At 70.5% G+C, this 25,002-nt stretch carries 29 protein-coding genes, 1 tRNA gene and 1 pseudogene; 17 read left to right on the top strand and 14 right to left on the bottom strand.

Going from position 1 to position 25,002, the window contains the following annotated elements:
- Positions 1-41 precede the first annotated feature (41 nt).
- The 4 genes from FJ108_01725 to FJ108_01710 all read left to right on the top strand — a co-directional run bounded on the left by FJ108_01725 (position 42) and on the right by FJ108_01710 (position 4,104).
- Positions 42-2,414: a tetratricopeptide repeat protein gene (locus FJ108_01725; protein ID MBM4334619.1), complete on the top strand. Its 2,373-nt coding sequence runs from the start codon at positions 42-44 to the stop codon at positions 2,412-2,414.
- A 31-nt stretch (positions 2,415-2,445) separates the two neighbouring features.
- A complete protein-coding gene (locus tag FJ108_01720; protein ID MBM4334618.1) occupies positions 2,446-3,783 on the top strand; it encodes an AAA family ATPase in 1,338 nt (445 codons plus the stop codon).
- 51 nt (positions 3,784-3,834) lie between these two features.
- Positions 3,835-3,910 (top strand) — tRNA-Gly (locus tag FJ108_01715).
- Positions 3,911-3,918: 8 nt separating this feature from the next.
- On the top strand, positions 3,919-4,104 hold the full coding sequence (locus FJ108_01710; protein ID MBM4334617.1) for a hypothetical protein: 186 nt from the start codon (positions 3,919-3,921) through the stop codon (positions 4,102-4,104).
- Here FJ108_01710 and FJ108_01705 read toward each other — a convergent pair.
- Positions 4,092-4,166 (bottom strand): annotated as a pseudogene (locus FJ108_01705) (protein-L-isoaspartate O-methyltransferase). The gene FJ108_01710 and the pseudogene FJ108_01705 overlap by 13 nt on opposite strands.
- A gap of 475 nt (positions 4,167-4,641) precedes the next feature.
- On the opposite strand from FJ108_01705, the gene FJ108_01700 reads away from it, so the two are divergent.
- Positions 4,642-4,812 carry a hypothetical protein gene (locus FJ108_01700; GenBank protein ID MBM4334616.1) on the top strand — a complete coding sequence of 57 codons (171 nt, stop codon included), beginning with the start codon at positions 4,642-4,644 and terminating at the stop codon, positions 4,810-4,812.
- Positions 4,813-4,827: 15 nt separating this feature from the next.
- On the opposite strand, the gene FJ108_01695 is transcribed toward FJ108_01700, so the two are convergent.
- Positions 4,828-5,700: a hypothetical protein gene (locus FJ108_01695; GenBank protein MBM4334615.1), complete on the bottom strand. Its 873-nt coding sequence runs from the start codon at positions 5,698-5,700 to the stop codon at positions 4,828-4,830.
- Between the two features lie 383 nt (positions 5,701-6,083).
- On the opposite strand from FJ108_01695, the gene FJ108_01690 reads away from it, so the two are divergent.
- From FJ108_01690 to FJ108_01670, 5 genes are all read left to right on the top strand, one after another.
- On the top strand, positions 6,084-6,773 hold the full coding sequence (locus tag FJ108_01690; protein MBM4334614.1) for a cupin domain-containing protein: 690 nt from the start codon (positions 6,084-6,086) through the stop codon (positions 6,771-6,773).
- A complete protein-coding gene (locus FJ108_01685; protein MBM4334613.1) occupies positions 6,740-7,786 on the top strand; it encodes a Gfo/Idh/MocA family oxidoreductase in 1,047 nt (348 codons plus the stop codon). Before FJ108_01690 ends, FJ108_01685 begins: the two co-directional genes overlap by 34 nt.
- On the top strand, positions 7,783-8,889 hold the full coding sequence (locus FJ108_01680; protein ID MBM4334612.1) for a Gfo/Idh/MocA family oxidoreductase: 1,107 nt from the start codon (positions 7,783-7,785) through the stop codon (positions 8,887-8,889). The genes FJ108_01685 and FJ108_01680 overlap by 4 nt, the downstream gene beginning before the upstream one ends.
- A 219-nt stretch (positions 8,890-9,108) precedes the next feature.
- Positions 9,109-9,441: a hypothetical protein gene (locus FJ108_01675; GenBank protein ID MBM4334611.1), complete on the top strand. Its 333-nt coding sequence runs from the start codon at positions 9,109-9,111 to the stop codon at positions 9,439-9,441.
- An 8-nt stretch (positions 9,442-9,449) separates the two neighbouring features.
- Entirely contained in the window at positions 9,450-9,824 is a 375-nt protein-coding gene (locus FJ108_01670) for a hypothetical protein (protein MBM4334610.1), read from the top strand.
- Positions 9,825-9,866: 42 nt separating this feature from the next.
- Here the strand turns inward: FJ108_01670 and FJ108_01665 are convergent, their stop codons facing one another.
- On the bottom strand, positions 9,867-10,628 hold the full coding sequence (locus tag FJ108_01665; GenBank protein MBM4334609.1) for an SDR family oxidoreductase: 762 nt from the start codon (positions 10,626-10,628) through the stop codon (positions 9,867-9,869).
- A gap of 124 nt (positions 10,629-10,752) precedes the next feature.
- Between FJ108_01665 and FJ108_01660 the strand changes: the two genes are divergently transcribed.
- Positions 10,753-11,682, top strand: coding sequence for a hypothetical protein (locus FJ108_01660; GenBank protein MBM4334608.1), 930 nt, complete (start codon positions 10,753-10,755; stop codon positions 11,680-11,682).
- Here the strand turns inward: FJ108_01660 and FJ108_01655 are convergent.
- From FJ108_01655 to FJ108_01645, 3 genes are read right to left on the bottom strand one after another with little or no spacing between them, the layout of a single operon-like run.
- Positions 11,655-12,077: an acyl dehydratase gene (locus FJ108_01655; GenBank protein MBM4334607.1), complete on the bottom strand. Its 423-nt coding sequence runs from the start codon at positions 12,075-12,077 to the stop codon at positions 11,655-11,657. The genes FJ108_01660 and FJ108_01655 overlap by 28 nt on opposite strands.
- A gap of 11 nt (positions 12,078-12,088) precedes the next feature.
- The gene (locus tag FJ108_01650) at positions 12,089-12,610 is read right to left on the bottom strand and encodes a MaoC family dehydratase (protein MBM4334606.1); all 522 of its coding nucleotides are present in this window, start codon (positions 12,608-12,610) and stop codon (positions 12,089-12,091) included.
- Between the two features lies 1 nt (position 12,611).
- Positions 12,612-13,832 (bottom strand): acyl-CoA dehydrogenase, encoded by a 1,221-nt coding sequence (locus FJ108_01645; protein ID MBM4334605.1) that lies wholly within the window; start codon positions 13,830-13,832, stop codon positions 12,612-12,614.
- On the opposite strand from FJ108_01645, the gene FJ108_01640 reads away from it, so the two are divergent.
- Positions 13,747-14,235 (top strand): rhodanese-like domain-containing protein, encoded by a 489-nt coding sequence (locus tag FJ108_01640; GenBank protein ID MBM4334604.1) that lies wholly within the window; start codon positions 13,747-13,749, stop codon positions 14,233-14,235. The two genes, FJ108_01645 and FJ108_01640, sit on opposite strands and share 86 nt — an antisense overlap.
- Here the strand turns inward: FJ108_01640 and FJ108_01635 are convergent.
- On the bottom strand, positions 14,232-14,984 hold the full coding sequence (locus FJ108_01635) for an enoyl-CoA hydratase/isomerase family protein (GenBank protein ID MBM4334603.1): 753 nt from the start codon (positions 14,982-14,984) through the stop codon (positions 14,232-14,234). The genes FJ108_01640 and FJ108_01635 overlap by 4 nt on opposite strands.
- 36 nt (positions 14,985-15,020) lie before the next feature.
- Positions 15,021-15,833: an enoyl-CoA hydratase gene (locus FJ108_01630; protein ID MBM4334602.1), complete on the bottom strand. Its 813-nt coding sequence runs from the start codon at positions 15,831-15,833 to the stop codon at positions 15,021-15,023.
- A 91-nt stretch (positions 15,834-15,924) separates the two neighbouring features.
- Here FJ108_01630 and FJ108_01625 point away from each other — a divergent pair, with 91 nt between their 5' ends.
- Positions 15,925-16,809 carry a hypothetical protein gene (locus tag FJ108_01625; GenBank protein MBM4334601.1) on the top strand — a complete coding sequence of 295 codons (885 nt, stop codon included), beginning with the start codon at positions 15,925-15,927 and terminating at the stop codon, positions 16,807-16,809.
- Here the strand turns inward: FJ108_01625 and FJ108_01620 are convergent, their stop codons facing one another.
- Positions 16,810-17,757 carry an aldo/keto reductase gene (locus tag FJ108_01620; protein ID MBM4334600.1) on the bottom strand — a complete coding sequence of 316 codons (948 nt, stop codon included), beginning with the start codon at positions 17,755-17,757 and terminating at the stop codon, positions 16,810-16,812.
- Between the two features lie 61 nt (positions 17,758-17,818).
- Positions 17,819-18,301, bottom strand: coding sequence for a hypothetical protein (locus tag FJ108_01615; GenBank protein MBM4334599.1), 483 nt, complete (start codon positions 18,299-18,301; stop codon positions 17,819-17,821).
- Positions 18,302-18,427: 126 nt separating this feature from the next.
- Between FJ108_01615 and FJ108_01610 the strand changes: the two genes are divergently transcribed.
- Complete coding sequence (locus FJ108_01610; GenBank protein MBM4334598.1) at positions 18,428-19,060, top strand: HAD family phosphatase; 633 nt, start codon at positions 18,428-18,430, stop codon at positions 19,058-19,060.
- A gap of 22 nt (positions 19,061-19,082) precedes the next feature.
- Here FJ108_01610 and FJ108_01605 read toward each other — a convergent pair whose 3' ends face one another.
- Together FJ108_01605 and FJ108_01600 are read right to left on the bottom strand one after the other, a co-directional pair.
- Positions 19,083-19,712, bottom strand: a complete 630-nt coding sequence (locus FJ108_01605) for a TetR/AcrR family transcriptional regulator (GenBank protein MBM4334597.1) — start codon at positions 19,710-19,712, stop codon at positions 19,083-19,085.
- 32 nt (positions 19,713-19,744) lie between these two features.
- Complete coding sequence (locus FJ108_01600) at positions 19,745-20,635, bottom strand: class I SAM-dependent methyltransferase (GenBank protein MBM4334596.1); 891 nt, start codon at positions 20,633-20,635, stop codon at positions 19,745-19,747.
- Here FJ108_01600 and FJ108_01595 point away from each other — a divergent pair.
- Positions 20,233-22,134, top strand: a complete 1,902-nt coding sequence (locus tag FJ108_01595; GenBank protein MBM4334595.1) for a tRNA uridine(34) 5-carboxymethylaminomethyl modification radical SAM/GNAT enzyme Elp3 — start codon at positions 20,233-20,235, stop codon at positions 22,132-22,134. The genes FJ108_01600 and FJ108_01595 overlap by 403 nt on opposite strands.
- A 115-nt stretch (positions 22,135-22,249) precedes the next feature.
- Here the strand turns inward: FJ108_01595 and FJ108_01590 are convergent, their stop codons facing one another.
- Positions 22,250-23,194, bottom strand: a complete 945-nt coding sequence (locus FJ108_01590) for a class I SAM-dependent methyltransferase (protein MBM4334594.1) — start codon at positions 23,192-23,194, stop codon at positions 22,250-22,252.
- An 18-nt stretch (positions 23,195-23,212) separates the two neighbouring features.
- Here FJ108_01590 and FJ108_01585 point away from each other — a divergent pair, with 18 nt between their 5' ends.
- Positions 23,213-23,914: an SDR family NAD(P)-dependent oxidoreductase gene (locus FJ108_01585; GenBank protein MBM4334593.1), complete on the top strand. Its 702-nt coding sequence runs from the start codon at positions 23,213-23,215 to the stop codon at positions 23,912-23,914.
- A 14-nt stretch (positions 23,915-23,928) separates the two neighbouring features.
- Here FJ108_01585 and FJ108_01580 read toward each other — a convergent pair whose 3' ends face one another.
- Positions 23,929-24,426: a ribonuclease HI gene (locus tag FJ108_01580; GenBank protein MBM4334592.1), complete on the bottom strand. Its 498-nt coding sequence runs from the start codon at positions 24,424-24,426 to the stop codon at positions 23,929-23,931.
- A gap of 79 nt (positions 24,427-24,505) precedes the next feature.
- Here FJ108_01580 and FJ108_01575 point away from each other — a divergent pair, with 79 nt between their 5' ends.
- Positions 24,506-25,000, top strand: coding sequence for a MaoC family dehydratase (locus FJ108_01575; GenBank protein ID MBM4334591.1), 495 nt, complete (start codon positions 24,506-24,508; stop codon positions 24,998-25,000).
- Positions 25,001-25,002: the final 2 nt, after the last annotated feature.

The following is a 25,002-nucleotide window of genomic DNA, read 5'->3' as shown; positions in this document are numbered from 1 at the left end:
TCGACGCGAAGGCGGTCGCGATCTACAAGCAGATCCTGCGCGTGGAAGAGGAGTCGCTCGAGGCGCGCACGCGCCTGGGCGAGTGCTTCCAGCGCATGGGTCTGACCTCCGACGCGCTGCGCGAGTTCCAGGACGCCTTCAAGCTGTGCCAGAAGCGCGAGCTGAAGCGCGAGGCGTTCGAGCTGCTGCGCCGGCTGGCGTCGCTCGATCCGTCGAACATCGCCAATCGCTTGAATCTCGCCGGGCTCTTCGTGCGCGAGAAGATGCTCGACGACGCGCAGCGCGAGTTCGCATCGCTTCTCGAAGAGGTGCGCCGACAGAGCGGCTCCGATCTGGTCGTACGTGTGGCGGAGCAGATGCTTCACGCCTTCCCCGAGAGCGGGGAGGCGCTCAGCGCGCTGGTCGGGGCGAAGCTCGCCACCGGAGCGCACGCGGACGCGGTGCGGCTGCTCGAGCCGGCGATCGCGAAGTCCCCGGACGACATCGCCCTGCGCGAGTCGCTCGTGTGTGCCCACGAAGCGTCCGGCGACGCGACCGCTGCGAGACGCGTCTGGCGCGACATCGCGGAGCTCTACAAGCGGCGCGGAGACCTCGAGAAGTCGCGCGACATCCTGCAGCGCTACGTCACGGCCGAGGAGCTCGCGGTCGACGACGGAAACACGACGCCGAGTCTTCTGCTCACCGATTCGACCGGGCGCTCGCCCGCGGACGACGTGCTCGAGCTCGACGAGCCCGAGGCGTCCGCGCCGCCGCGCCCGGCGCCGACGCGCGCGCCCGCCTCGAAGCCGCGCCCCGCGACGATCGTCGAGACCGGCCGCGCGACGCCGCCGCCCGTTCGCGCGCCCGCGCCGACGCTTGCGACACCAGCATCGCCCGCGCCGGTCTCGCAGACCGTGGCCGACCTGATCGCGGAGGCCCGCGTGTCGCTCGAGTTCGGCGATCGCGCGGAGGCGGTGCGGATCGCGCGCCAGGTCCTCGAGCTCGCGCCCGGATCCGCGGAGGCGAACGAGCTTCTCGCGCAGGCGGGCGAGCTCACCGCAACCGGAGACGAGGGCGGCCTCTCGGATCTGCTCGAGGTGAACTCCCACCTTCCATCGGAGGAGCTCACCGAGGCGCCTGCGCCGCTGCCCGAGATCGAGCTCGAGGGCGCGGACCCCGAGATCGACGCCTTCGAGCCGGGCGAGGATTTCGACACGCTCCCGGACATCGAGATCATGCTCGAGGACGAGGAGGATCGCGACGAGCAATTCGCATCCGTCGATCCGCCGCTCGAGATCGCGCTCGAGGGAACGCCGCCGCGTGCGCCCGCGCAACCCGCTGCACCTGCGAAGGCGGAGCCCCTCGACTTCGAGCTCGAGATCGACGCCGAGCGCGCGGACGACGGCGAAGGCGAAGCCGCGCTCGAGTTCGCAAAGCCCCTCGCATCCGAGCGGGGTGAGAGCCGGGCGGACGTCTCGGCCAGGGTCACCGAGAGCCTGTCGGAGGCCGACTTCTATCTCGAGCAGGGTCTCGTCGACGAGGCCGAGAAGATCTATCAGGGCGTTCTCGCGCTCGCGCCCCACCATCCCAAGGCGATGCTGCGCCTGGGCGAGATCGCCGCGCGGCGCGGGAAGGGCCCCGGCGTCGAGGTCGAGATCCCGGCCAACGCGCTCGGCGACACGATCGTCTGCGATCCTGGCAACAGCGAGCCGCCGGCTCCGTCCGAATCCGCCGAACTACTCGAGTCGATCGAGCTCGAGCCGAGCGTGGTCGGCGAAGACACGATTCCTCCGCTCGAAGAGCTCGAGCCCGCGCCAGACGACGAGATCGTGATCGCCGAGGACACCTCGCCGCCGGTCGCGCTCGAGAGCGAGCCGGCCGACTCGGACGAGCTCGAAGTGACTCACCAGAGCGCGGACGAGGAGGGCGAGTTCGACCTGGCCGCGATGCTCGACGAGGAGGAGTCCACGACCGGCAAGACGATCGGGACGCTCGTCGGTGTAGGCTCGGTCGGGCGCGGCTTCGCAGAGGTCTTCTCCGCCTTCAAGAAGGGCATCGAGGACCAGGTCGAGGAGGGCGACGCCGACACGCACTACGACCTGGCGATCGCGTACAAGGAGATGGGCCTCAACGAGGACGCCGTGCGCGAGCTCGAGGTCGTGCTGCGGACCGGCGCGCGGATGATCGAGGCGCTCTCGCTTCTCGCCAGCTGCAGGCTCGCGCTCGGCGACCCGACCTCGGCGGCGGCCCACCTGGAGGCCGCGCTCGCGCGGGCCGGTGACTCGCACGAGGCCGTGGTGGCGCTCCGCTACGACTTGGGTGAGGCGCTCCTGGCCGCGGGCCGCGAGGCGGAAGCGCGCGAGGCGTTCTCGAAGGTGGCCGCGATCGATCCCGGCTTCCGCGACGTCGCGGAGCGGCTCGCGAGATTCGGTTGATCGCGCAGCTGCTGCGCGGGCGAGGAAACGAATGGAGCATCTGAAGTTCTTCCAGCTTCCCACGGACCCGTTCCAGAACGAGTGCGACGAGCGCTTCTACTTCGAGAGCGCGCCGCAGAAGCGCGCGCGCCTGCGCTTGATGCGCGGCATCCAGCAGCGCCGCGCGCTCTCGGTCTTGCTCGGCGGGCCAGGCCTGGGCAAGACGACGCTCGCGCACTCGCTGCTCCGCGCGCTCGACCCGCGCGAGTTCGCGGCCCATTACCTGTCGATTCCCCACGAGGCGTGCGCCTCGGGCTGGTTCCTGCCCAACGTCGCGCGCGCCTTCGGCGTCCATGCGCCAGCCGACCAGGTCCAGTCGCTCGTCGATCAGATCCACGCCCAGCTGGTTCAGATCGCCGCCTCCCGACGCAGCTCGGTGTTGCTGATCGACGAGGCGCAGCTGTTCCGCAATCGCGACGCGATGGAGGAGTTCCGCGGGCTTCTGAACCTGCTGCACGACGGTCGCAAGCTGGTGAGCCTGGTGCTCTTCGGTCTGCCCGAGCTGGCCGAGGTGCTGAAGCTCGACGCCCCGCTCGCGCAGCGCGTGGAGATCCGCGTGGAGCTCACACCGATGGACTGGCTCGAGTCCCAGGCCTACGTCTCGCACCGCCTGCGGCTCGCCGGCGCGAAGTCGCCCGTCTTCGCGCCCGATGCGCTCGAGGCGCTGTTCCGCTGCTCGGGGGGCGTGCCGCGGCTGCTCAACACGATCGCCGACAACGCGCTCTTCGAGGCGTTCCTCTCGGAGGCGCGTCCCGTGGACAGCTCGATCGTCGTCGCCGCCGCCGAGGCGCTCGGAATCGAGCCGACGGCGAACCCCAGCGCGCCGGTCGTGGCTCGGGACTCCGAGCCGACCCCGGCCGAGTGGCTCGAGCCGCTCGCGCCGATGCCGAGCGACGTGCGGCCGGCGCGGCCGTCTGCGCCCGAGCCCGTCGTGGAAGAGGAGCTCTCGGCGCAGTTCGAATCGGCGGATCTCGTCGAGGAGAACTCTGGCGCCGATCTGGCCGTGACGAAGCTCGATGTGGAGGCCTTCGTCGATCCGCTGCCGGAGCCGGAGCGCGAGCCCGCGGAGGAGATCGCGATCGAGCTCGAGGTCGAGCCGCCTGCGGACGTAGCGCGCGAGCCCGACTTCGGTCCCGAGGACTCGGACTGGAGCCTCGGCGCCGCGCTTCGCGAAGAGGAGCCGCCGGCCGAGGTCGTCCGCGAGCGAAACGAGGACAGCTTCGATCTGCGCAGCGTCGCGCTCGAGGTCGAAGCGGAGCCGGAGCCGCCGCCCGCGCGCGAAGAGGACGAGCTCGACCTGCTCTTCGAAGAGATCCAGATCGGCGACTAGGGGCCTGGCCCGCTTCCGCTCCCGCGCCCGAGCCGCTATGCTCGGCCGCACGCGGGAATAGCTCAGCTGGTAGAGCACAAGCTTCCCAAGCTTGGGGTCGCGGGTTCGAGTCCCGTTTCCCGCTCCAGCAGGGCGATGCGTTCCGACCCGGAAGCGATCGAGACCGCGGCATCGCTGATGCTCGGCTTCGCCGAGCGCACGGGGCTTGGCTCCAGTCGGCCCACCCTGCGCTACCTGTGGACCGACGCGCGAGGGAGCTTCGCACCTGGAGATCTGCGGCCCGCGGAGTCGGCAAGCCGCTTGTGTCACTCGACGGTGTAGACCTCTCCGGCGACCGGGCCGAGGATCGCCGCCGCGTACCCGGAGCCCGTCCAGATCTCGAGCTGCAGCTCGACCCATCGTTCGCGCTCCTCGGACGTGCCCACGGCTCGCTCTCCTCGCCGCAAGTCGCACGAACCACGTGCCGGCGCGGCTGCGAAGCCGGCCGATCCCGTGGCTCTCGAGCTCGCTGATCCGGCGCACACAGGCCGGAGATGTGGAGCGGGTATCTCAAATGGGAGATGCCCCGAGTGGCTCCGGTGACTAGCTTGCGAACATGCGTTGTCACTTCAGCGAACGGCGTCTCGACCGAAGCGGGGCTCGGCTGGCGCGACTGGATCGAGGGTCGGCAGCCGAGCGCAGTCGAAGCCCGGACGGAGCGAAGCGCGCGACGTTGCATGCGCGTGCCGACGCGCGGATGAGAGAAGGGCTTCGCCCTTGAGTGGGCGGGGAAGCCGGCCCTCGCGGCAGCTATCCGGTGGTGATCTTCCCTTCCCACCGCAAGCTGGCTTGCCGCGGGGGTCGGTGACCGCCGAGGAGATGTGCCCTCGACCGCCCTCGTTTCGCGAGGCGACGCGCCGGTTCCAACGCGAGCTACTGACTCGAGAGCTCGACGCCGCGGACTGGAACGTGAGCGAGGTCGCGCGACGGCTCCAGCTAGCGCGCTCGCACGTCTACAACCTGATCAAGGTCTTCGAGCTGAGGCGCTAGCGGGCGCTCGGGCACCTACGACTTGGACTGCAAGTCGGGGAGGGAGAGCGGTGCCAGGCTGCGCAGGACGGCTCGAACCAGGTCGACCTGGCGACTCACGCCGACGCGCAAGAAGAGATCTTTCAGCTGTTGCCGAGCGGTTCCCTCGGTGACGCCCGCCTTCTCGGCGTACTCCGTGACGGTCATTCCCGAGCTGATGGAGGTGGCCAGGCGAGCGAGGGCCGAGGGCAGCTGCAGGACCTCCCCGACCGCGTCCGCGCGCAGAGAGTCCGGCGCCGTCGGATCCGCCAGAACCAGTGCGATTCGCGTCGGAGTCACGCTGAAGGCGAGCGCAGACTCACGCGCGCGCGGCGCGACGGGGACCACCATGATCTCGATCGAGCTTCCCGTCGCGCTGCGAAGGGTGGGGGTTCTCGTGCTGAGGTTCGGCTCGCCTCCGTCCGCGATCCGCAGCGCGTCTTCGCACGCGTTCACGAGCCGTGCATCGAGACGCGATTCCCGCGCGCGGACGACGCCGGCCCTCACGGTCAGCGGTGAGTCGCCTCTCAGGAAGTCCTCGCCCCTTCGATTCGCCCAAATCAGCGTTCGACTGCCGTCGAGCAGAAGCACACCGTAGGGCACGCACTCGAGGACGGCCCTAGCAGCATCTCTCTCCTGGCCCAGGGCGCCGATCCGCTGCTGGATGGCGGCCGCGCGTACGAGATGGGGCGCCAGCAGCCGCGCCCGCGCGAGATCGTCCTGGTCGAAGAGCCTGTCGGAGTGATGCCGATACACCGACAAGTACGCGCGCTGCGCGCCCTCCGCGGCCATGGTGATCCCGAGCAGATCATGGATCCCCACGGGGCGGAAGATCTCGGAGTACACCTCCGTCGTGAGAACGTCGGCCATGCGAGGCTCGGATCCGCCGTGCAGGAATTCGCCGGGCGTCATTCGGTCGGCGAACTGTTCGCACCACGGATCGTGGCCCGTGTACTAATCCATCCAGCGGGTGAGAATCGCGGGATCGAGGTTGTGAGAGAGCACGAACTCCGCCTGCCAGCCACGAGGGCGGAAACCGACCGCGCCGCGATCCGCGCCGAGAAACCGCGTGACGGTGGGCAGCAGAGCGCCCCAGTCCAAGGATCCGAGGGCCGCCTCATAGATCCCCGAGACGACCTCGTCCAGGTCCGGTCGGGGCACGCGAGTCGCTGGCCGACCATGTGGCATACTGCGGCGAGTGTATCTCATCGGGTGCGGAACCGTTCCGCCCCCACGGCTACGGTCTGGATGCGATGTCCTGTCCTGCCTTTCCCGGAGCGATCGGCGTCTCGCACCTGCGCGTCTACGACTCAGTCGCGCCGGACGGGCTCCGCGGCGGAACGCCGCACGTGCACTCCGTGTGCTCGGAGGCGTATCTGGTGGTCGCGGGTCGCGGCGCGGTGCAGACACTCGGCCCGGCGGGCTATCGCGAGCTTCCGCTCGAGCCCGGCGCCTTCGTTTGGTTCACGCCCGGTACGATCCACCGACTCGTGAACGGAGACGGAGCGCTCGAGATCGTCGTGCTGATGCAGAACGCGGAGCTTCCCGAAGCGGGCGACATGGTGATCACCTTTGCTCCCGAAACGCTCGACGACCCCGAGGCCTACGCCGCGGCAGCCACGTTGCCGGAATTCGAGCGAACCACGATCGGCTCGGGAGACGCCGCGCGCGAAGGGCTGGCGCGATCTCGTGGAGCAGGGGCCGATCGCCGCGGTGCGCGCCACAGAGGCGCAGCTCGTGTCGCTCACGCGAGGGGTTGCGCCGCACCTGGCCGATGCGTCCGTCCACCGGCTGCCGCCGCCCCCGGCCGAGCGCCGTATGGGATGCTGCGGGACGCTCGGCGTCTACCTGCGCGAGACGATCGAGCCGGACTTCGCGCCGCAGGCCGCGCGCTGAGGAGCGACCCCCGATGCAGGACCGACCCCCGCTGCGCTTTGCCGTGATCGGCGTCGACCATCCGCACATCTTCGGTCAGGTCTCGACGTTGCTCGCCGCCGGCGGCGAGCTCGCGGCCTTTCACGTCGCCGAGCCGGCGCAGGCCGAGGGCTTTGCGCGCATGTATCCGCAGGCCAAGCGCGTGCACGACGAGCGCGAGATCCTCGAGGACGGCTCGATCCAGGTGGTCACCTCGGCCTCGATCCCGAGCGAGCGGGCGCCTCTCGGTGTGCGCGTGCTGCGGCACGGCAAGGACTTCCTGGTCGACAAGCCCGGAATGACGACGCTCGCGCAGCTCGCCGAGGTGCGGCGCGTGCAGCGCGAGACCGGCCGGATCTACTCGGTGTTCTTCTCCGAGCGCTTCGAGAGCCGCGCGACCGAGCGCGCGTCGAAGCTCGTCGCCGAGGGCGCGATCGGGCGCGTCGTGCAGACGATCGGCCTGGGCCCGCACCGCGCGAGCCTCGCGCAGCGGCCGAAGTGGTTCTTCGAGCGCGAGCGCTACGGCGGCGTGCTCTGCGACATCGCCTCGCACCAGGTCGATCAGTTCCTGCACTTCACCGGCGCGTACGATGCCGAGGTCGTGGCGTCGACGGTGGCGAACTGGGCGCATCCCGAGCATCCGGGCTTCGAGGACTTCGGCGAGCTCCACCTGCGCGGCAATGCGGCGACGGGCACCGTGCGCGTCGACTGGTACACGCCCGACGCGCTTCCGACCTGGGGCGACGGCCGCCTCTTCGTGCTCGGCACCGAGGGCTATCTCGAGGTGCGCAAGTACTGCGACCTCGGCGGCGCGCCGGGAGCCGACCACCTCTTCCTCGTCGAGCGCGGCGAGCTGCGCCGCTTCGACTGCCGCCACGATGCGCTTCCCTTCGGTCCGGCGTTCGCCGCCGACGTGCGCGACCGCAGCGAGACCGCGATGACCCAGGCGCACTGCTTCCGCGCCTGCGAGCTGGTGCTGCAGGCACAGGCGCGTGCTTTGCGGCTCGGCCATCTGGTCGGGGACCCGGGAGCCGCGTCGTGAGCGATCGGCTCCGCGTCGCCGTGGTCGGTCTCGGGATCGGCTTCCAGCATCTCACGGCCTACCGCGACCTGGGCGACCGCTTCGAGATCGCCGCGGTCTGCGACACCGACGCCGGCAAGCTCGGGCTCGCGAAGCTGCTGTTCGGCATCCCGTTCACGACCGAGCGCTTCGATGAGCTCGTCGCGCGCGACGGGATCGATGTGATCGACATTTGCACGCCGCCGGTCGCGCACGTTCCGATGCTGCGCGCTGCGCTCGCGGCGGGCCGCCACGCGATCTGCGAGAAGCCGCTCGCCGGCTCGCTCGCCGACGTCGACGAGCTCGCGCGCTGCGAGGCCGCCTCGAAGGGCCGGCTCATGCCGATCTTCCAGTACCGCTTCGGGCGCGGCATCGCGCGGCTGCGCCGTCTGGTCGCCGAGGGCGTCGCCGGGCGCTGCCATCTCGCGACGGTCGAGACGGCGTGGACGCGCGGCGCCGACTACTACGCGGTGCCGTGGCGCGGCCGCTTCGAGAGCGAGCTCGGCGGCGTCTGCGTCTCGCACGCGATCCACGCCCACGATCTCCTGTACTGGCTCTGCGGGCCGCCGCGCTCGGTCTTCGCCCGGCTCGCGACGCGCGTGAATCCGATCGAGAGCGAGGACTGCGCGGTCGTCGCGCTCGAGCTCGAAAGCGGCGCACTCGCGACGCTTTCGGCGACGCTCGGCTCGGCGCGCGAGATCTCGCGACTGCGGCTGTGCTTCGAACATCTCGTCGCCGAGAGCAGCCTCGCGCCTTACACGCCGGGCGCGGAGCCGTGGACGATCACACCGGCCTCGGCCGAGGCGCAGCGGCGCATCGACGACTGCCTCGCCGGCTTCGACCCCGGCGCCGAGGGCTACCCCGGACAAATCGCCGCCTTCCACGCCGCGATCACGACCGGCGCGGCGCTCCCGGTGACGATCGCCGACGCGCGCGCCTCGCTCGAGCTCGCGACGGCGATCTACCACTCGTCCGAGACGGGCCGCCCGGTCGAGCTGCCGATCGGCGCCGATCACCCGAAGTACGCCGGCTGGCGTCCAGCCGAGGGCGCGATCCGAAGATCTGCGCCCGACTCGCGGCGCTAGGAGATGAGCCCAGCGCGCTCCCGCGACTCACTCGCCTGTCGGCTACGGAAAAGGCCGTGTTCGCCACAACGCCCGCCTATGCCGAGAAAGAGAAGCCGCGCGTGGCCGACTTAATTCGGGCAGTCTGGCCGCTCCGGATACCCGCTTGACGCGAGTGGCTCTGCATGATCTGCTGCTAGTCAGACGTGGCGACGGCCGCAAACTGATTGGGAGAGGCTCATGCGTGCGGTGTTGATCGGTGCAATTTCATTGTTGGCGTTGTCGTCGACCGCCTGCGTGGGTTTTCTCTCGGCGCCTGTGGTTCCGCCAGCGGCGTTCGTCTTTACGAGCATCTCGGCGCCACTGGATACTCAGTTCGAGTCCACACAGACGGGGCCGAAGCGCGGTGAGGCGACTGCTACCAACATTCTCGGCCTCGTGTCGTTCGGCGACGCCAGTGCTCGCGCTGCCGCTCAAGACGGTGGCATCAGCAGCATCAAGCACGCGGACTACGAGTACATGAGCGTGCTTGGAGTGTTCTCGCGCTTTACGACCGTCGTATACGGCGAGTAGCCCGCGAGATGGCGCGTTCTCTTGCGACCCGGTGGTTGCTGCTGGGCTTGCTCGCGATGTGGTCGACCGGGTGCCTTCTGCCTCAGTCGGGCGGGTACGACGCCCCTGTTCGGCCGGCGCTGGGATTCCTCTACGGGAGTCATCGCGCCCCTCTACAGCTGGATTTTCGCGACACGTCGTTCGGGACGAAGAAGGGAACCGCGCAGGTCCACTACATCCGCGACATCCTGATCACCGGGCTCCCGCTGGCGTCGTGGGGGTCAGCGTCGATCCAGGACGCGGCCCGCGATGGCGGCATCACGCATGTGCGGCACGCCGACTACGAGGTCATGAACGTGTTGGGCCTCTATGTCGAGTTCACGACGATCGTCTACGGCGACTGAGGGCAATCGCAGATCTCGCAACGGCGCTCGACCGGGCCTCGCTCAGCCCACCTTCTGGAAGCCGATCAGGCCGCCGCCGTCGAGCACGATCGTGTGGCCGGTGACCCAGCCGCTGGAAGCGTCGTCGGCGAGATAGAGCGCGGCGGCGGCGACGTCTTCGGGCTCGCCGAGGCGCTTCAGCGGGTAGGCCTTTGCGACCTGGTCACCGCGGCCTCCTTCCCAGAGTGCGCGCGCGAAGTCGGTGCGGATCAGGCCGGGTGCGATCGCGTTCACGCGCACGCGCGGGCCGAGCTCGGCGGCGAGCTGCTTGGTCAGGTGGATCAGCGCGGCCTTCGAGACGTCGTAGACGCCGAGGATCGGGTTGGTCGCCAGGCCCCCGACGCTCGAGATGTTCACGATCGCGCCGCCGTTCTCGCGCATGAAGCGGCGCCAGGCGAGCTGGGTCCAGAAGAGCGGGGCGGTCAGGTTCACCTGGAGCGTTTTCTCCCAGCGCGGCAGGTCGACGTCGATCGTCGGGCCGGCGTAGGGATTGGTGGCGGCGTTGTTCACCAGGATGTCGAGCCGGCCGAGCCGGTCGAGCGTCGCGCCGATCACGCGCTCGGCGTCTTCGGGCCGGCCGATGTTGCTGGTCTCCCAGTGGGCGCTCGGCCCGATCTCTTTCGCGGCGGCTTCGCAGCCCTCGGCCTTGCGCGAGGTGATCATCACCTGTGCGCCGGCGCGCGCGAATGCGGTCGCGATTCCCTTGCCGATTCCCCGAGAGCCGCCCGTGATCAGGGCGACCTTTCCGTCCAAGCGCAGTGCCATATGCGCCGCATCATGCCATGCGGGGCGCGGAATCCGCGATCGCGCGCTACGCTGGCGGGGTCCGGGCGAATCGACGCTCGACCGTGTTCGCGTTCGCGACATGCGAACGAGCGGAGGAGTCGTCTTGAGTGAGCCTGCACTGGCCACGGCGATCGAGGCCGATAGCTACGTCGAGAACCCGCGCATGCGCGAGTGGGGACCCGGCCGGGTGATGCAGATCGAGGGAGCGAAGGCGGTCGTCTGCTTTCGCGACGCGGTCGCGGAAGCTCCGGGCGACGGGCTGAAGACGATGGTGCTTCGCTCGCTAGAGCCCTCGGGCGTGCAGAGCGATCTCTGGCTCGACAACCTGCCCCCGTTCAAGCAGGGGAGGTTCCAGGTCAGCCAGCCGCGCGTCACGGTCCAGCAGGGAGCGGACGAGCTCGTGCGGCAGTTCGCGGGCGGCTTCGCGGATCCGAGCTACCTGGAGCGCGAGCGCGCGCCGCGCGCGGGCGCCCACGCGCTCTTCGTCGAGTCACTCGGCGGCGGGCAGGGCGAGCGGCTGCTCGCAGGCGGCGATCTGCCCGAGCTCGCCAAGCGCGCGCTCGAAGTCGCGAAGCGCGCGGGTGTGCTGAATCGCGTCGAGCTCGCGGTGCTCCGCGACGGGCTCGCGGACGGCGCGGGGGCGAAGGGTTTCTTCGCCGCGCTCTTTCAGCTGCTCGGGCTGGCGGACCAGCCGGGTCCGGCGCTCGCCGATTACCTCGAGACCGTCGCCGAGCTCTCGCTCCCGGTGAAGACCGCGGCCTCGAAGTGGAGCCTCGCCACGGCGCTTCCGTTCCTGGCGCGACCGGACGCGTTCCTGCTGCTCAAGCCCGAGGTCAGCAAGCCGGCCGCGGACCGGCTGCGCTTCGACCTGGCCTACCAGGTGGAGCCGAACCCGCGCACCTGGGACAAGCACCTGCGCATGGGGCGAGCGCTTCTCGAGCGGCTGGCTCCTCTGGGCGCGCAGGACCTGATCGACGTGCACGCCTACCTGGGGTTCGTCTCGCGCTACGGATCCAGCCGCGCGCACGCGTAGCCGGAGACGACTTCCTTCCCGTCCTGGTTCACCGTCACGACGGTGAGGTCGGCCAGCGCCACGCCGTTCTCGTGGCGGATCGCGTCGACCACCGCGCGCGCGGTGAGCGAATCGCCCGGCCAGACCTGCGCGACGAAGCGCACGCCGTACTTGGTGAGCCGCCCGTCGCCGACCCAGTTGGTGAGCATGCGGCCGGTCGCGCCCATGCTGAGCATTCCGTGCGCGAACACCGTCGGGTAGCCGGCGACCTTGGTCGCGAAGACCTCGTCGGTGTGCACCGGGTTGTAGTCGCCCGAGGCGCCCGCGTACATGACGAGCTGGGTGCGCGAGAGGTTCTCGATCACGACCTCCTCGCGCGCGTCGCCGACCGAAAGCTGGCTGGCTCGAAGCGGCATCTGCAATCCTCCTACTTCTGCTCGATCACGCGCTCGGTGCGCACACCGACACCGCGCGCGGTCACCACGAGCTCGCCGCTCGCGTCGTAGTACTCCGTAATCGACTCGGAGAAGTGCAGCTTGCCGCCGCGCTTGCCCTCCTTCTCCCAGGTCTTGCCGGGCTTCGTCTTCGCGGTGAGCACCATTCCCGCGACCAGCGGCCGGTGGTACTCGAAGTGCTGCTCGGCGTGCAGGCCGCCCGCCGCCGCGCCGCTCGGACGCGAAGCGCCCGAGGCGTCCGCGCCGGCCGGCTCGCGCCGGATCCCGCTCGGCTCCTTCGCGGAGCCGAACCAGGGCTGGCCGATCTTCGGGCGCAGGAAGTAGTCCGGGTCGAACTGCGCGGACGCCTGAGTGAACGTCGGCGGCGCCGGAATCGCGCCGAGCTCCGACTTCTTCGCGACCTCCTCGTCGGAGTAGATCGGGTTCGGGTCGTTGATCGCGCGCGCGAACATCAGGATGTGGCTCGCCTCGACCGGGAACTTCTTGATCGCCATGCTAGAGCCCGAAGTCCCACGACTCGCCGGCGTGGTAGCGCTTGAGCACGTTCTTCGCGATCAGCAGCCGGTGCACCTCGTCGGGGCCGTCGGCGATGCGCAGCGTGCGCGCGCCCTTGTACATGGCCTCGAGCGGCAGGTCGCTCGAGACGCCCGCGGCGCCCCAGACCTGGATCGCGCGGTCGACCACGCGCTCGAAGGCGGCCGGCACGAAGATCTTGATCGCCGAGATCATCGTGCGGATGTCGCCCCCCGCGTCCATCACGTGCGCGCAGTGCAGCGTCATGAGCCGCGCGCTCTGGATGTCCATGAACGAGTCGGCGATGAAGCCCTGGATGAACTGCTTGGTCTCGAGCTTGCCGCCGTGCACCTCGCGCTCGATCGAGCGCTGCACCATCAGGTCGAAGGCGCGCCACATCTGGCCCACGGCGTTCATGCAGTGGAAGACGCGTCCCGCGCCGAGCCGGTCCTGCGCGGCCTGGTGGCCGCTGCCGCGGTGCCCGAGTGCGTTCGTGATCGGCACGCGCACGTTGTCGTAGATGATCTCGCAGTGGTCGCCGTGCTCGTGGCCCCAGACCGGCACGCTTCGCACCACATTGAAGCCCGGCGTGTTGGTGGGCACGATGATCTGGGTCATGCGATCGCGCACGCCGCTCTCGCCGCCGTCCTCCTCGGTGCGGCACATCACGATCGCGAACGCGGCGCGCCGGCCGTTGGACGTGAACCACTTGTGGCCGTTGATCACCCAGTCGTTCCCGTCGCGCACCGCGCGGGTCTTGATCGCGTACGGGTTGGAGCCGGGTTGGTTCGGCTCGGTCATCGAGAAGCAGGACTCGATCTCGCCGCGCACCAGCGGCTCGAGCCACTTCTTCTTCTGCTCCTCGGTGCCGTACTTCACCAGGATGGTCTGGTTGCCCGAGTTGGGCGCCTGGCAGCCGAACAGGCCCGACGAGAACGGGCTCCAGGCGAGGATCTCGTTCATGTAGGCGTGCTTCAGGAAGCCGATCCCCATCCCGCCGTATTCCTCGGGCAGGTGCGGCGCCCAGAGCCCCGCCTGCTTCACCTTGCGCTGGATCGACTGGTACAGCTCGCGGCGCTTCTCGGGGCCCCCGTAGCGCAGCGAGTTCTCGTTCGGAATGATCTCCTTCGTGACGATCTCGGCGGTTCGCAGGCGGATCTCGTTGATCTCATCCCCGAGTCCGGTGACAGGTGCGACCTGCATGATGCGGCTCCTTCGCTTTTCGCGGCCTGCATTCTACGCCGCCGCGCTCGCTCTTGGCCTCTCGACGGGCTGCGGCTTCGGCGTGCCGTCGATCTCGGACCAGGAGCTGCTCGCGCGGATGGAGGCGAGCGACGCGCCGCTCGTGCTCGATGTGCGCTCGCCCAAGGAGTTCGCGGCCGGGCACATTCCCGGGGCCGTGAACCTGCCGTACGACCAGGTCGAGGAGCGCATCGACGAGCTCGGACCGTCGCGCGACCGGCAGGTGGTGGTCTACTGCGAGCGCGGTCCGCGCGCCTTCCGCGCGCTCGGCACACTCGAGGACGCGGGCTTCGCCGACCTGCGCCACCTCGAGGGCGACATGAGCGGCTGGCGGCAGAAGCAGCTGCCCTGCACGGGCTGCTAGCGCTTCTTCCCTCCGGCACCGAACGACTCCAGGCGCTTGGCCATGTCGGGCCCGGCGCCCGGGCTGTTCGCGCGCTCGTAGGCGAGCGCCTGGCTGGCGGGCAGGTCCTGCCCCTCGCGCAGCAGCTTCTTCTCGGTGCGGAGCGTGAACCAGGAGTTGGCCGCGATCTCGCGCGCCAGCCCGAGCGCGTGCGCCGCGAGCTCGGCGTCCGGAACGCAGGCGTTGGCGAGCCCGATCGCGACCGCTTCACGCCCCGTGACCGCGCGGCCGCTGAACATCAGCTCCTTCGCGCGAAGCCCCCCGATCCGGCGCGGCAGGCGCTGGCTCATGCCCCAGGTCGGCGTCATTCCCCACTTGCCGTGCGTGTCGGCGAGCTTCGCCGACTCCGCGACGACGAGAAGATCGCAGGCCAGCACGAGCTCGAGCGCGCCGGTGTAGCAGTGGCCCTGAACGGCGGCGATCACCGGCTGCGGCAGGCGCTCGATCGCCTCGAGCGTCTCCGCCTGGAAGTGCGGCGACGGCGCGCGCTCGCCGGCGCGGATCGCGTTCAGGTCGTTGCCGGCCGAGAACGAGCGTCCGGCGCCCTGCAGCACCACGCAGCCCACGGACCCGGTCTCGTCGGCCAGGCGGTCGACGTGCGCGCGCAGCTCCTCGAAGAGCTTCGGCGAGAGCGCGTTCAGCACCTCGGGGCGGTTGAGCGTCAGCACGGCCACGCCCTCGCTGTCGTCGCGAAGCACCAGACCCGCCATCGCAGCCACTCCCGCTCGGTTCGTGCCGTCAGTGTCTCACGACTCTCGCTCGCCGCGCGCACCGCGAAGAGCGAGGTCGACGCCGCCGAGCCGACGGTTCTCGGCGGGCTTTCGCGGATGGCCGCCCATCTGCGCGAGCACCAGGAAATCGGCGAAGGCGCCCTCCATCGAGCTGCTGAAGCCCTGCAGGTCCTGGACCTTGTTGATCGCGAGCTTCGCCATGCGCAGGGCGCCGTGCGGCTGGTCGGCCACGCGCTTGGCCCAGGCGACCGTCTCTCGCTCGAGGTCCTCGCTGGCAATCACGCGATTCACCAAGCCGAGCTCGCGCGCCTCCTCGGCGCCGATGAAGCGCGACTCGAAAAGCAGCTCCTTCGCTTTGCGCGCGCCGACGTCCCATGGGATCGAGAAGTACTCGACCTGTCCGGCGAGGAAGCGAGCATCGGGCGAGGCGAAGACCACGTCCATCGCCGCCGCGATCATCCAGCCGCCGTAGATGCAGTAGCCGCGCACCATCGCGACGGTGGGCTTGGGCAGGTTGCGCCACTTCAGCGTGTAGTCGAGGTTGTACCTCCGGAACGTCTCGTACTCGAGCAGGCCGGTGTCGGGAATTCCGCGCAGCTTGCGGTCCTCGATCTGCTCCGGCGTTCCGAGGTCGTGGCCGGCGGAGAAGTGCGCGCCCTCACCGCGCACGATCGCGACCTTCACGGCCTTGTCGGCGCAGGCGCGGTCGAGCGCGGCGTCGAGCTGGTCGAGCATCTGCCAGCTCTGTGCGTTTCGGTAGCGAGGGCGATCGAGCGTGACCAGCGCGACGGCGCCGTCGACTTCGTAGCGGACCACTTGCGGCTCCATCCGTGTGCGCCTCCCTTGCGCCCCCGATCATCTCATTCCCGCCGCCGGCGCGGTGTATAGCCGCCGCGCGCGCGCGCCGAAGATGGGTTCGATGGAGACTCGTCCCGCTCGACACATTCGGCTGGCGCGGCTGGTCACGTGCGTCGCGATCTGGCTCGGGCTCGCGGGATGCAGCTGGCTGTACGGTCCGGCGGTCGAGCTCCCCGACGACATGGCCGAGGCGGTCGAGCGGCCGGGGATCGGGGCGCGGGCGCTGCTCAGGGCGCAGCAGAGCGAGCTCGAGCTCGCGAGCTGGGGTCCGGCCCTTCTGACTTCGGTGGAGTCGCTGGGCGCGGGCGTGGATGCGTCGCGGTCGGACGCGCTTCGCGCGGCGATCCGGCGCGCCTATGCCCCGCAGCGGCTCTTCGACCGGATGGCGACGAGCGTGTCGGCGTCCTGGGATCCCGACGCCGCGCGCGAGCTTCTCGAGTTCCACGAGTCCTGGCTCGGCAATCGCATCCTGCGCGCGCAGTCCACCCGGCGCGACGCCCGTACGCTCGCGAAGTTCCAGGAATGGAGCCGCGGCTTCGAGCTCGCGCGGCACTCGAGCGCGCGCGTGGAGCTGCTGCGCCGGATCGACCGCGCGCTGCTCACCTCGCAGACCGCCGTCTGGCTGAACCGGGCGATGCTCGACGCGGGGCTCGGCTCGCTCGGCGAGAGCCTTCCCCCGGAATCGGCCGGGCCGATTCGCGCGCTGCGCCAGCGCTACGCCGGAGAGGAGCCGGGGCTCTACGCGCTGGGAGAGGATCAGGTGCTGCGCTGGAATCTCTACGCGCTGCGCTGGATCTCGACTGCCGACCTCGAGCGCTACGCGCGCTTCGCGGAATCGCCGGCCGCGCAGTGGTGGGTGGTGGGCAGCGCTCGCGCGTACCGGGTGACGCTCGCCGCCGCGGGCGAGGAGCTGTTCCAGGCGCTCCGGCTTCGCGGCTCGTACTGATCAGCGCGGGAAGATCCGCGCGAGCCGGCGCAGCGTCGTCCGAGGCAGGACGAGTCCGGAGGCGAGCGCATTCTCGTCGAGCTGCTCCGCGCGCGTCGCGCCGACGATCACGCTCGCGACCTCGGGCCGGCGCAGGCACCACGCGAGCGAGAGCTGCGCCGCGGTCACGCCGAGCTCCTCCGCGAGCGGCCGCATCCGGTCGACGCGCGCCAGGTTCTGCTCCGAGAGCAGCGCCTCGAGAAAGCGCGCTCGCGCGGCGATCGTGATCCCGCTCCCCTCCGGGCGCGCGCCGCCGGCGTACTTCCCGGTCAGAACTCCCTGCGCGAGCGGGCTCCAGACGATCTGGCCCAGGCCCAGGCGCGCATGCGCGCCGAGCAGGTCGCGCTCGACGTCTCGTCGCAGGAGCGAGTACTGCGGCTGGTTCGAGATCGGCCGGTAGCCGCCGGTCGCGTCCGCGATCCGACACGCGCGCGCGACCAGGTCTTCGCTCCACTCCGAGACGCCCCAGTACAGGATCTTGCCCTGGCGGATCAGGTCTTCGTACGCGCGGACCGTCTCCTCGAGCGGGGTCTCGGGATCCGCGCGGTGACACTGGTGCAGATCGAGGTAGTCGGTGCCGAGGCGGCGAAGCGACCCCTCGACGCTCTCGAAGACGTGCTTGCGCGAGAGCCCGCGGTCGTTCGGGTCGTCGGACATCGGGAAGAAGCACTTGGTCGCGAGCACCAGACGCGTTCGCGGCAGACCCGAGAGCGCGCGGCCGAGCGCGCGCTCCGCCTCTCCGCCGGAGTACGCATCGGCGGAGTCGAAGAGATTCACGCCCAGGTCGAACGCGTGGCGCGCGATCCGCTCGCTCGCCGCCGCATCGACGCTGCCGCCGAGCGTGAGCCACGAGCCGAGCGCGATCTCCGAGACGCACAGGCCGCTCGCGCCGAGCCGCCGGTACTTCATCGCGCCTTCTCGTTCAAGAGCGCCTCCGAGGCTGCGATGCTAACGGATGAGCCCGCGAGAGTCAGAAGTCGTCGTGCGCGAGATCGAGCGTCGCCACGCCCGCGGCGAAGTCGACCAGCTCCCAGACGTCCACGCCGACGTCGATGCCGACCAGGTAGAGCATCGCGCCCGCGCCGACCTCGCCCGCGCCGTACTCGGGGGCGTTCGACGCGCTGCCGAGCTGCGCGAGCCCCGCGTCGAAGCCGCTCTGCCCCTCGGTTCCCACGGGAAGCGGCAGACGCGCGCGGCCGCGCGGACCGGGCAGTCCCAGCCAGAGCGCCTGGTAGTCGCCCGCGAAGAGCGGCACGTAGCGGGTGACGCGCGCGCCGACGGCGAAGCCCGAGCCGACGCGAACGCGCAGCCGCACGACGTCGCAGAGATCGAAGAGCCGGTTCGGAAGGTACGCGGCGATCGTCCACGCGAGCTCGCCGGTCGAGCGCTCCGGCGCATCGGATTCGGCTTCGGCCTCGGCGCCGGCACGGCTCGCGCAGAGCAGCGCGCACACGATGAGGGCGCCCGCGCAGGCTCGGATCCGGTGCTCTCTCACACCCACCCCCTGCAGGATGCGTAGCCGCTCCGCTCTCGCGCCGCCAGCGCAGCGGGCGATCTCCGCGGGATATGATCGCCGCGCATGCCACGCGACGCGGTGATCTTCGACCTCGGGGGAGTCGTGCTCGACTCGCCTCTCCACGCGATCGCGCGCTACGAGCGCGAGGCGCAAATCCCGGCGGGCTTCGTGAATCGCGTCGTCGTTTCGACCGGGCCGCAGGGCGCGTGGTCCCGGCTCGAGCGCGGCGAGCTTCGCGTCGAGGAGTGGGTGCCGGAATTCGAGCGCGACTGCGCCGAGGCGGGGCAGGCGATATCGGCGGCGCGGATGATGGAGGCGATCCGCGGCGCGAGCGAGCCGCGGCCGCGCATGATCGCGGCGATCCGCGCGATCCGTGTGCGCGGCCTGCGCGTCGGCGCGCTGACGAACAACTGGGTCGCGGAGGAGCCCGCCGCGAGTCGCCTTGGCCAGGAGCTGCGCGGGCTCTTCGACGCCTTCGTGGAGTCCGCGGTGGTCGGCCTGCGCAAGCCGGACCCGCGCATCTACCGGTACGCGTGCGACGCGCTCGGCGTCGCGCCCGAGGCCTCGATCTTCCTGGACGACATCGGCGCGAATCTCAAGGCGGCGCGCGCGCTCGGCATGCACACGATCAAGGTCGACTCCGCGGAGCAGGCCATCGCCGAGCTCGAAGCGGTGCTCGGATTTCCGCTGGGCTGAGCCGCCGTGCGGCTCGCGAGCGTCAGGAGCGCCCGTCGCTCACGAGCGCGCGCGCGCAGAAGCGGACCAGGTCTTCGAGCAGCGGGCCGCGCTCGATGCCTGCGTGGGTTCCGTAGCGGAGACCCTGCTGCACCAAGCCCACGATCGCGTGCGCGATCACGGCCGGATCGTAGTCGCCTCTGAGGTCGCCGCGCTGCATCCCCTCGCGAAGCGACTGCGCGAGCGAGAGCGCCAGCCGGTCGCGCAGGCAGGCCCCTTCGCTCGCGCCGGCCGCGATCACGCTCGCGTCCGCGAACGCGGCCGGAAGCACGCCCGGGTGCCGCTCCGAGTACTCCAGGATCGCCTCCAGCGATTGCCGCAGCCGGCCGGCGAAGTCGCCCGCGGTCGCGTGCGCGCGCACGCATTCCATGAGCTCGGCCGCGGCCTCGTCGGTGAAGGCGAGGAACGCGTCGCGCTTGTCTTCGAAGTGCAGGTAGAAGGTCCCGGTCGCGACGGCCGCGGCGCGCGCGATGTCCTGCGGGCGCGTGGCGTCGTAGCCGCGCTTCACGAACAGGCTTCGCGCCGCGTCGAGAAGCTGGCGGCGTGTTTGCGCCTTGCGCAGCTCGCGTCGCGTCGGCGGGTCGAGCCGGGAGATCGAGGTCCTGGAACTCATCCGCGCGATTGTTTGTCAGGGCCGCTGCCGAGTCAAAGCCGCTCGAAGACCCGGTAGCGGTTCAGGCGGCCCGTCGCGCCGTCGCTCGAGAACGCGAGCCGCGGCGCGAGCGGAAGCCCGGCGAGCAGGCGCGTCTCTTCCGCAGCGTCGGTGTGGTGGCAGTAGCGGAGCCGGGAGGAGTCGTCGGATCCCCAGCGCAGCAGGACGTCGCCGGGCTCGAGCTGGCCCGACAGCTCCGCCGGGATCTCGCGCAATGCCTTCCGCTCGAAGCGGGGCTCGCCACCGAAGTCCCAGAACGTGAGCGCCAGGAAGCCGCCCTCCTCGACGCGCGCGGCGAGCGCGCGGATCAGCTCGCGGCGGCGCGACTCGCCGGGAACGTGGTGGAGCAGGCCGAACGCGGCGACCAGGTCGAAACGCTCGGCCGGGAGCGCCCGTTCCGGCGGCTCGAGCACGAGGTCCGTCTGCAGCAGGCGAACCCCGGGCACGTGCGCGAGCGCGCTCGCGGCCAGCGCCAGAAGGGGTGCGCTCGAGTCGATCCCGCAGTACAGAAAGGGAGCGCCGAGCGCGTCGCAGAGGAAGCTCGCAAAGCGGCCGTTCCCACAGCCCGCGTCGAGGATCGAAGCGCGCGGGCGGCCGCGGAGGAGAGGCAGAATCTCGTGCCAGCCGGGCCACGGCGCGCTCCTCGTCCGGGCGAACTCGGCGGCGGACTCGCGGTAGAAATCCCGGTTCAGGGCGGCCAGCGCGATCGCGGTGGTCTGGTTCACGGCAGATTCATCTGGGGGTTCCGTTGCACTCGAGCCGCAGGGAGTTCGATCCGCGGGCACACGAGGCCGGGCTCGTGTCGGTCCTGCGCGAGCTTGCGGAGCTGCCGGGCTTCGACGAGCGCGCGCTCGAGGCGCTGCTGCGGCGCCACCCGCGCGCAGGGAACGGGCTCTTCTCGCGCTCGCAGCTTCTCGCGGGTCTGGCGGAGTTCGGGGCGAAGCTCGCGCTCGGGGGTCGCGAGGCGGAGCTCGCCGAGCGGCTGCGGCGCAGGCGCATCCGTACGCTCTCCGGTGTCGCTCCGGTCACCGTCTTCACGAAGCCCCATCCCTGTCCGGGTCGCTGCATCTTCTGTCCGACCGACGCGCGCATGCCCAAGAGCTACCTCTCCGCCGAGCCCGGCTGCCAGCGCGCCGCGCAGTATGGCTTCGATCCGTTCGAGCAGACGGCCGGCCGGCTGCGGGACTACCGCGCGATCGGCCACGAGGTGGACAAGGTCGAGCTGATCGTACTCGGCGGCACCTGGTCCGCGTACCCGCTCCCGTACCGGATCTGGTTCGTGAAGCGCTGCTTCGAGGCGTTGAATCGCTTCGGAGACGCCGCATCCGAGCCGGACCGCTCGGAGCGCGCGAGCTGGATCGAGCTCGAGGCCGAGCACGGTGCGAACGAGCGCGCCGCGCTCCGCTGCGTCGGGCTGTCGCTGGAGACGCGCCCTGATCTCGTCTCGGAGCGCGAGGTGATCGATCTGCGCAGGCTCGGCGCGACCAAGATCCAGCTCGGTCTGCAGAGCCTCTCCGACGACATCCTCGCGCTGAACGAGCGGGGCCACGGCGTGCGCGAGGCGCGCGAGGCGATGCGGCGCCTGCGCAGCGCCGGATTCAAGCTGCACGCGCACTGGATGCCCAACCTGCTCGGATCCTCGCCGGCGGAGGATCGACGCGACTTCGCCCGCCTCTTCGAGGATCCGGAGCTCCGTCCGGACGAGCTGAAGATCTACCCGTGCGTTCTGGTCGACGGCGCCGATCTCGGCGCGAGCTGGCGCCGCGGAGAGTGGCGGCCGTACACGGACGAGGAGCTGGTCTCGCTGCTCGCGGACTGCATCGCGCGAACTCCGCGCTGGACTCGCCTGACCCGGATCGTGCGGGACATCTCGGCGAAGGACATCGTGGCCGGGAGCACGACCGCGAACCTGCGCGAGCTCGCCGATGCGCGTCTGCGCGAGACCGGCCGCGCCTCGAGCGACATCCGCGCGCGCGAGGTGCGGGCCGAATCGCCGGAAGACATGGAGGCGCGGTTGCGCGAGACCGCGTACGCCGCGGCAGGTGGCCGCGAGCACTTCATCGAGCTCGAGACGCCGTCCGAGCGGTTGCTCGGGTTCGCTCGCCTCTGGCTGCCGGGCGAGCCGGCCTGGCTCGAGGAGCTGCGCGGTGCGGCTCTGCTCCGCGAACTCCACGTCTACGGGGCGCTTGCGCCGCTGGGCCGGCACGCCGCCGGCCACGCCCAGCACCGCGGTCTGGGCCAGCGGCTCCTCGCGCGCGCCGCCGACCTCGCGCGCGCCGCCGGCTTCCCCCGCCTCGCCGTCATCTCCGCCGTCGGAACCCGCCCCTACTACGAGCGCCGCGGCTTCAAGAGCACCGGCCTCTACCACTCTCTCGACCTCTGAAACGAGAGCGAACGCGCGCCCGGTGCGAGACCGCAAGGCGCGCCGAAGGCGCGCCGCGCAGCGAGGCGAAGCCGAGCGAAGTGCGGGTGGCCGGGCTTCGCCCGGCCGGGCCCCGCTAAGGCTCGAAGTCCCGCACCTTCCGGGCGATGACTCCGACGTGGAAGAGCGGAGCGCCGTAGGTCGTGAAGCGGTGCCGGTAGCGCTGCTGGGTCGCCACGTTCATCGCGCCGCTCTGGATCATCCGGTGAACCGTGCGCGCGAAGCGGGAATCCCGGCCGCCCTCGGCGGTCTCCGCGTTCAGGTGGAAGGCGACCCAGCCATCGGGCGCGAGCAGATTGAACGCCTCGGTGAAGGCGTTCGGCGCGGGCTCGTCGGCGGCGAGCGCGTCGACGCAGACGAGACAGTTGAAGTCGTAGTTCATCAGGTCGTCGCGCTGCGCCTCGGAGAGCCGCCGCATGTCGAGCAGCAGGTAGCTCTGGTACACGTCCGGGTGATCGCGTTCCGCCGCGAGCACCGCGGCGTTCACCGAGTCGATTCCGATCACCATCGGAATTCCCAGCGAGGCGAGCTCCTCGCCCATCCAGCCGTTGCCCGCGCCGAGGTCGATCACGCGCAGATCCGCGGCGCTCTTGCCGGCGGCCCGCAGCTGTCGATCGAGCATGTGGCTCAGCGCGCCCGGCGCATTGCCGCGCAACAGCGTTCGAACCAGCTGCTCGTACACCCCCGGCCATTCCCAGACGCGCGAGTCGCCGCGCAGCCGAACCTGGCGGAACGTTCCGCCGTCCTCCACCAGGAAGTAGCCCGCTTCCTTCCCGTTCTGTGCCGCCGCATCGGGCAGGGCGACCTCGCGCAGCCCGGCCGCCAGGCCGGGACCGGGGCGCAGAACGGACTCGGCCGGAGCACTCATCGCCTCTCCTGTGTCGACTGGATGCGTCGGGGGACGCGAACCGGGGAGTTCAAGGAAATTCAAGACTGGATATAGAAGAGAACGGCTCCGGAGTAAAGGGGTTTTCTGGCCTCCGACCCGCAGGGGGATCCGGCCGTAACGCCGCGAGGGCATTCGGGTACTCTGACTTCCATGAAAGAAGCTCAGTCAGATCGCGTGGTCATCGTGACGGGTGGAAGCGGTGCGTTAGGCCGCGCCAACCTGGCCCGGTTCCTGGCGGCCGGTGACCGGGTCGTGGTGCCGTGGATCGTCGCGAGCGAGCGCGACGCGATCGAGGCCGAAGAGGCCCGCGCCCTGGCCGCGGGCCGCCTGGTCCTGGTGCGAGCCGACCTGACCGAGGAATCGGGCGCCCGGGCCGCCGCGGAGGCGCTTCCCGGAGCGGAGGTTCTGGTGAACGGCGTGGGCGGGTTCACGGGCGGCACCGGTGTTCACGAGACGGAGCTCGACGTCTGGGAGCGGATGCTCCGGATCAACCTGCGGACCGCGGTCGCGATGAGCCGGGCGGTCCTGCCCGGAATGCTCGCGCGCGGGCGCGGCTCGATCGTGAACGTCGGCTCGCGCGCCGCGTACGAGTGCCCGGCCGGTCTGGCCGCGTACGCCGCGGCGAAGTCCGGCGTGCACGCGCTGACCCTGACGCTGCAGCGCGAGCTAGCGGCCAGCGGCGTTCGAGCGAACGCGGTCGTGCCGGCGACCATCGACACGCCGGCCAACCGGGCGGCGATGCCCGACGCGGATTTTTCGAGCTGGACTGCGCCCGCGCGGATCGCCGAGGTGATCCACTGGCTCACCCGCCCGGAGAGCGAGGGCGTGCGCGGAGCGCTGATTCCGGTCTGAGGCCGGGGCGCCGCTCAGCGCTCGCGCAGGAAGCTGTTCGCCAGCGCGTCGACGTACTCGTTCCAGCGCGAGCCGTCGTGGGCGCGAATCCAGCGCAGCTCCACGCGCGGATGCGCGCGGGCGAGCCGGTACAGGGTCTGCACGAGCTCGAGGTTCGCGATCGGCCCGGTCTTGCGCTTCCAGCCGTTGCGCTCCCATCCCGCGGCCCACTCGTTCACCGTCTTCACGCAGAGCTCGCTATCGGAGAACACCGTCGTGCGCGCGTCGTCGGGAAGCGCACGGAAGGCCTCGATCAGGGCCGTGAGCTCCATGCGGTTGTTCGTCGTCGCGGGATCGCTGCCGTGCTTCTCGACCACGACGCGATCGTCGTCGACCCAGACGAAGCCCCAGCCTCCGGGTCCGGGATTGCCCTCGCAGGCTCCGTCGGTGAACACGCCGCTCTTCGGACCGCCGTGATGCTTCTCGAGCACCTGCGCGGGCGTGAGCAGGGCACCGTTTCGCGGTCGACTCATCGGCTGGGAACTCCCTCGGGCTTCTGGTTTACACTTCCGCGATCGGGACGCCACGGCCCGGCACGAAGGAGCGCTGCGAATGGCCCAGGAGATCGTGATCACCGACGAGATGAAGGCGCAGATCGGCAAGGAGTCTCCGCCCTGGATCCACGAGGTGACGACGACCAGCGTGCGCATGTTCGCGCGCGGCGTCGGCTACACCGACCCCGTCTACTTCGACGTCGACGCGGCGCGTAAGGCCGGCTATCGCAGCCTGCCGGCGCCGCCCACGTACCTGGGAACGCCCGTGTTCATCCCCGGGCGCTCGAGCGACACGTTCAGCGGACCGACCGAGAATCAGCCGTCCGTGAAGCACGGGCTCCCGGGCCTGCTCGATGGTGGCACCGAGACCGAGTACTTCGACCAGATCTGCGCCGGCGACAATCTCGTCGTGGTGAGCAAGGTCGCGGGGCTCGACGTCCGCGAGAGCAAGGGCCTGGGAAAGATGCTGATCACGACCAGCGAGACGACCTACACCAACCAGCAGACCGGAAAGCTCGTCGCGCGTCAGCGCGCGCAGGCGATCTTCTACTAGGA

This window comes from Deltaproteobacteria bacterium, assembly GCA_016875225.1.
Classification (GTDB): Bacteria; Myxococcota_A; UBA9160; order SZUA-336; family SZUA-336; genus VGRW01.
The sequence above is the reverse complement of the archived record's forward strand: the minus strand, read 5'-3'. Positions and strand labels throughout refer to the sequence as shown.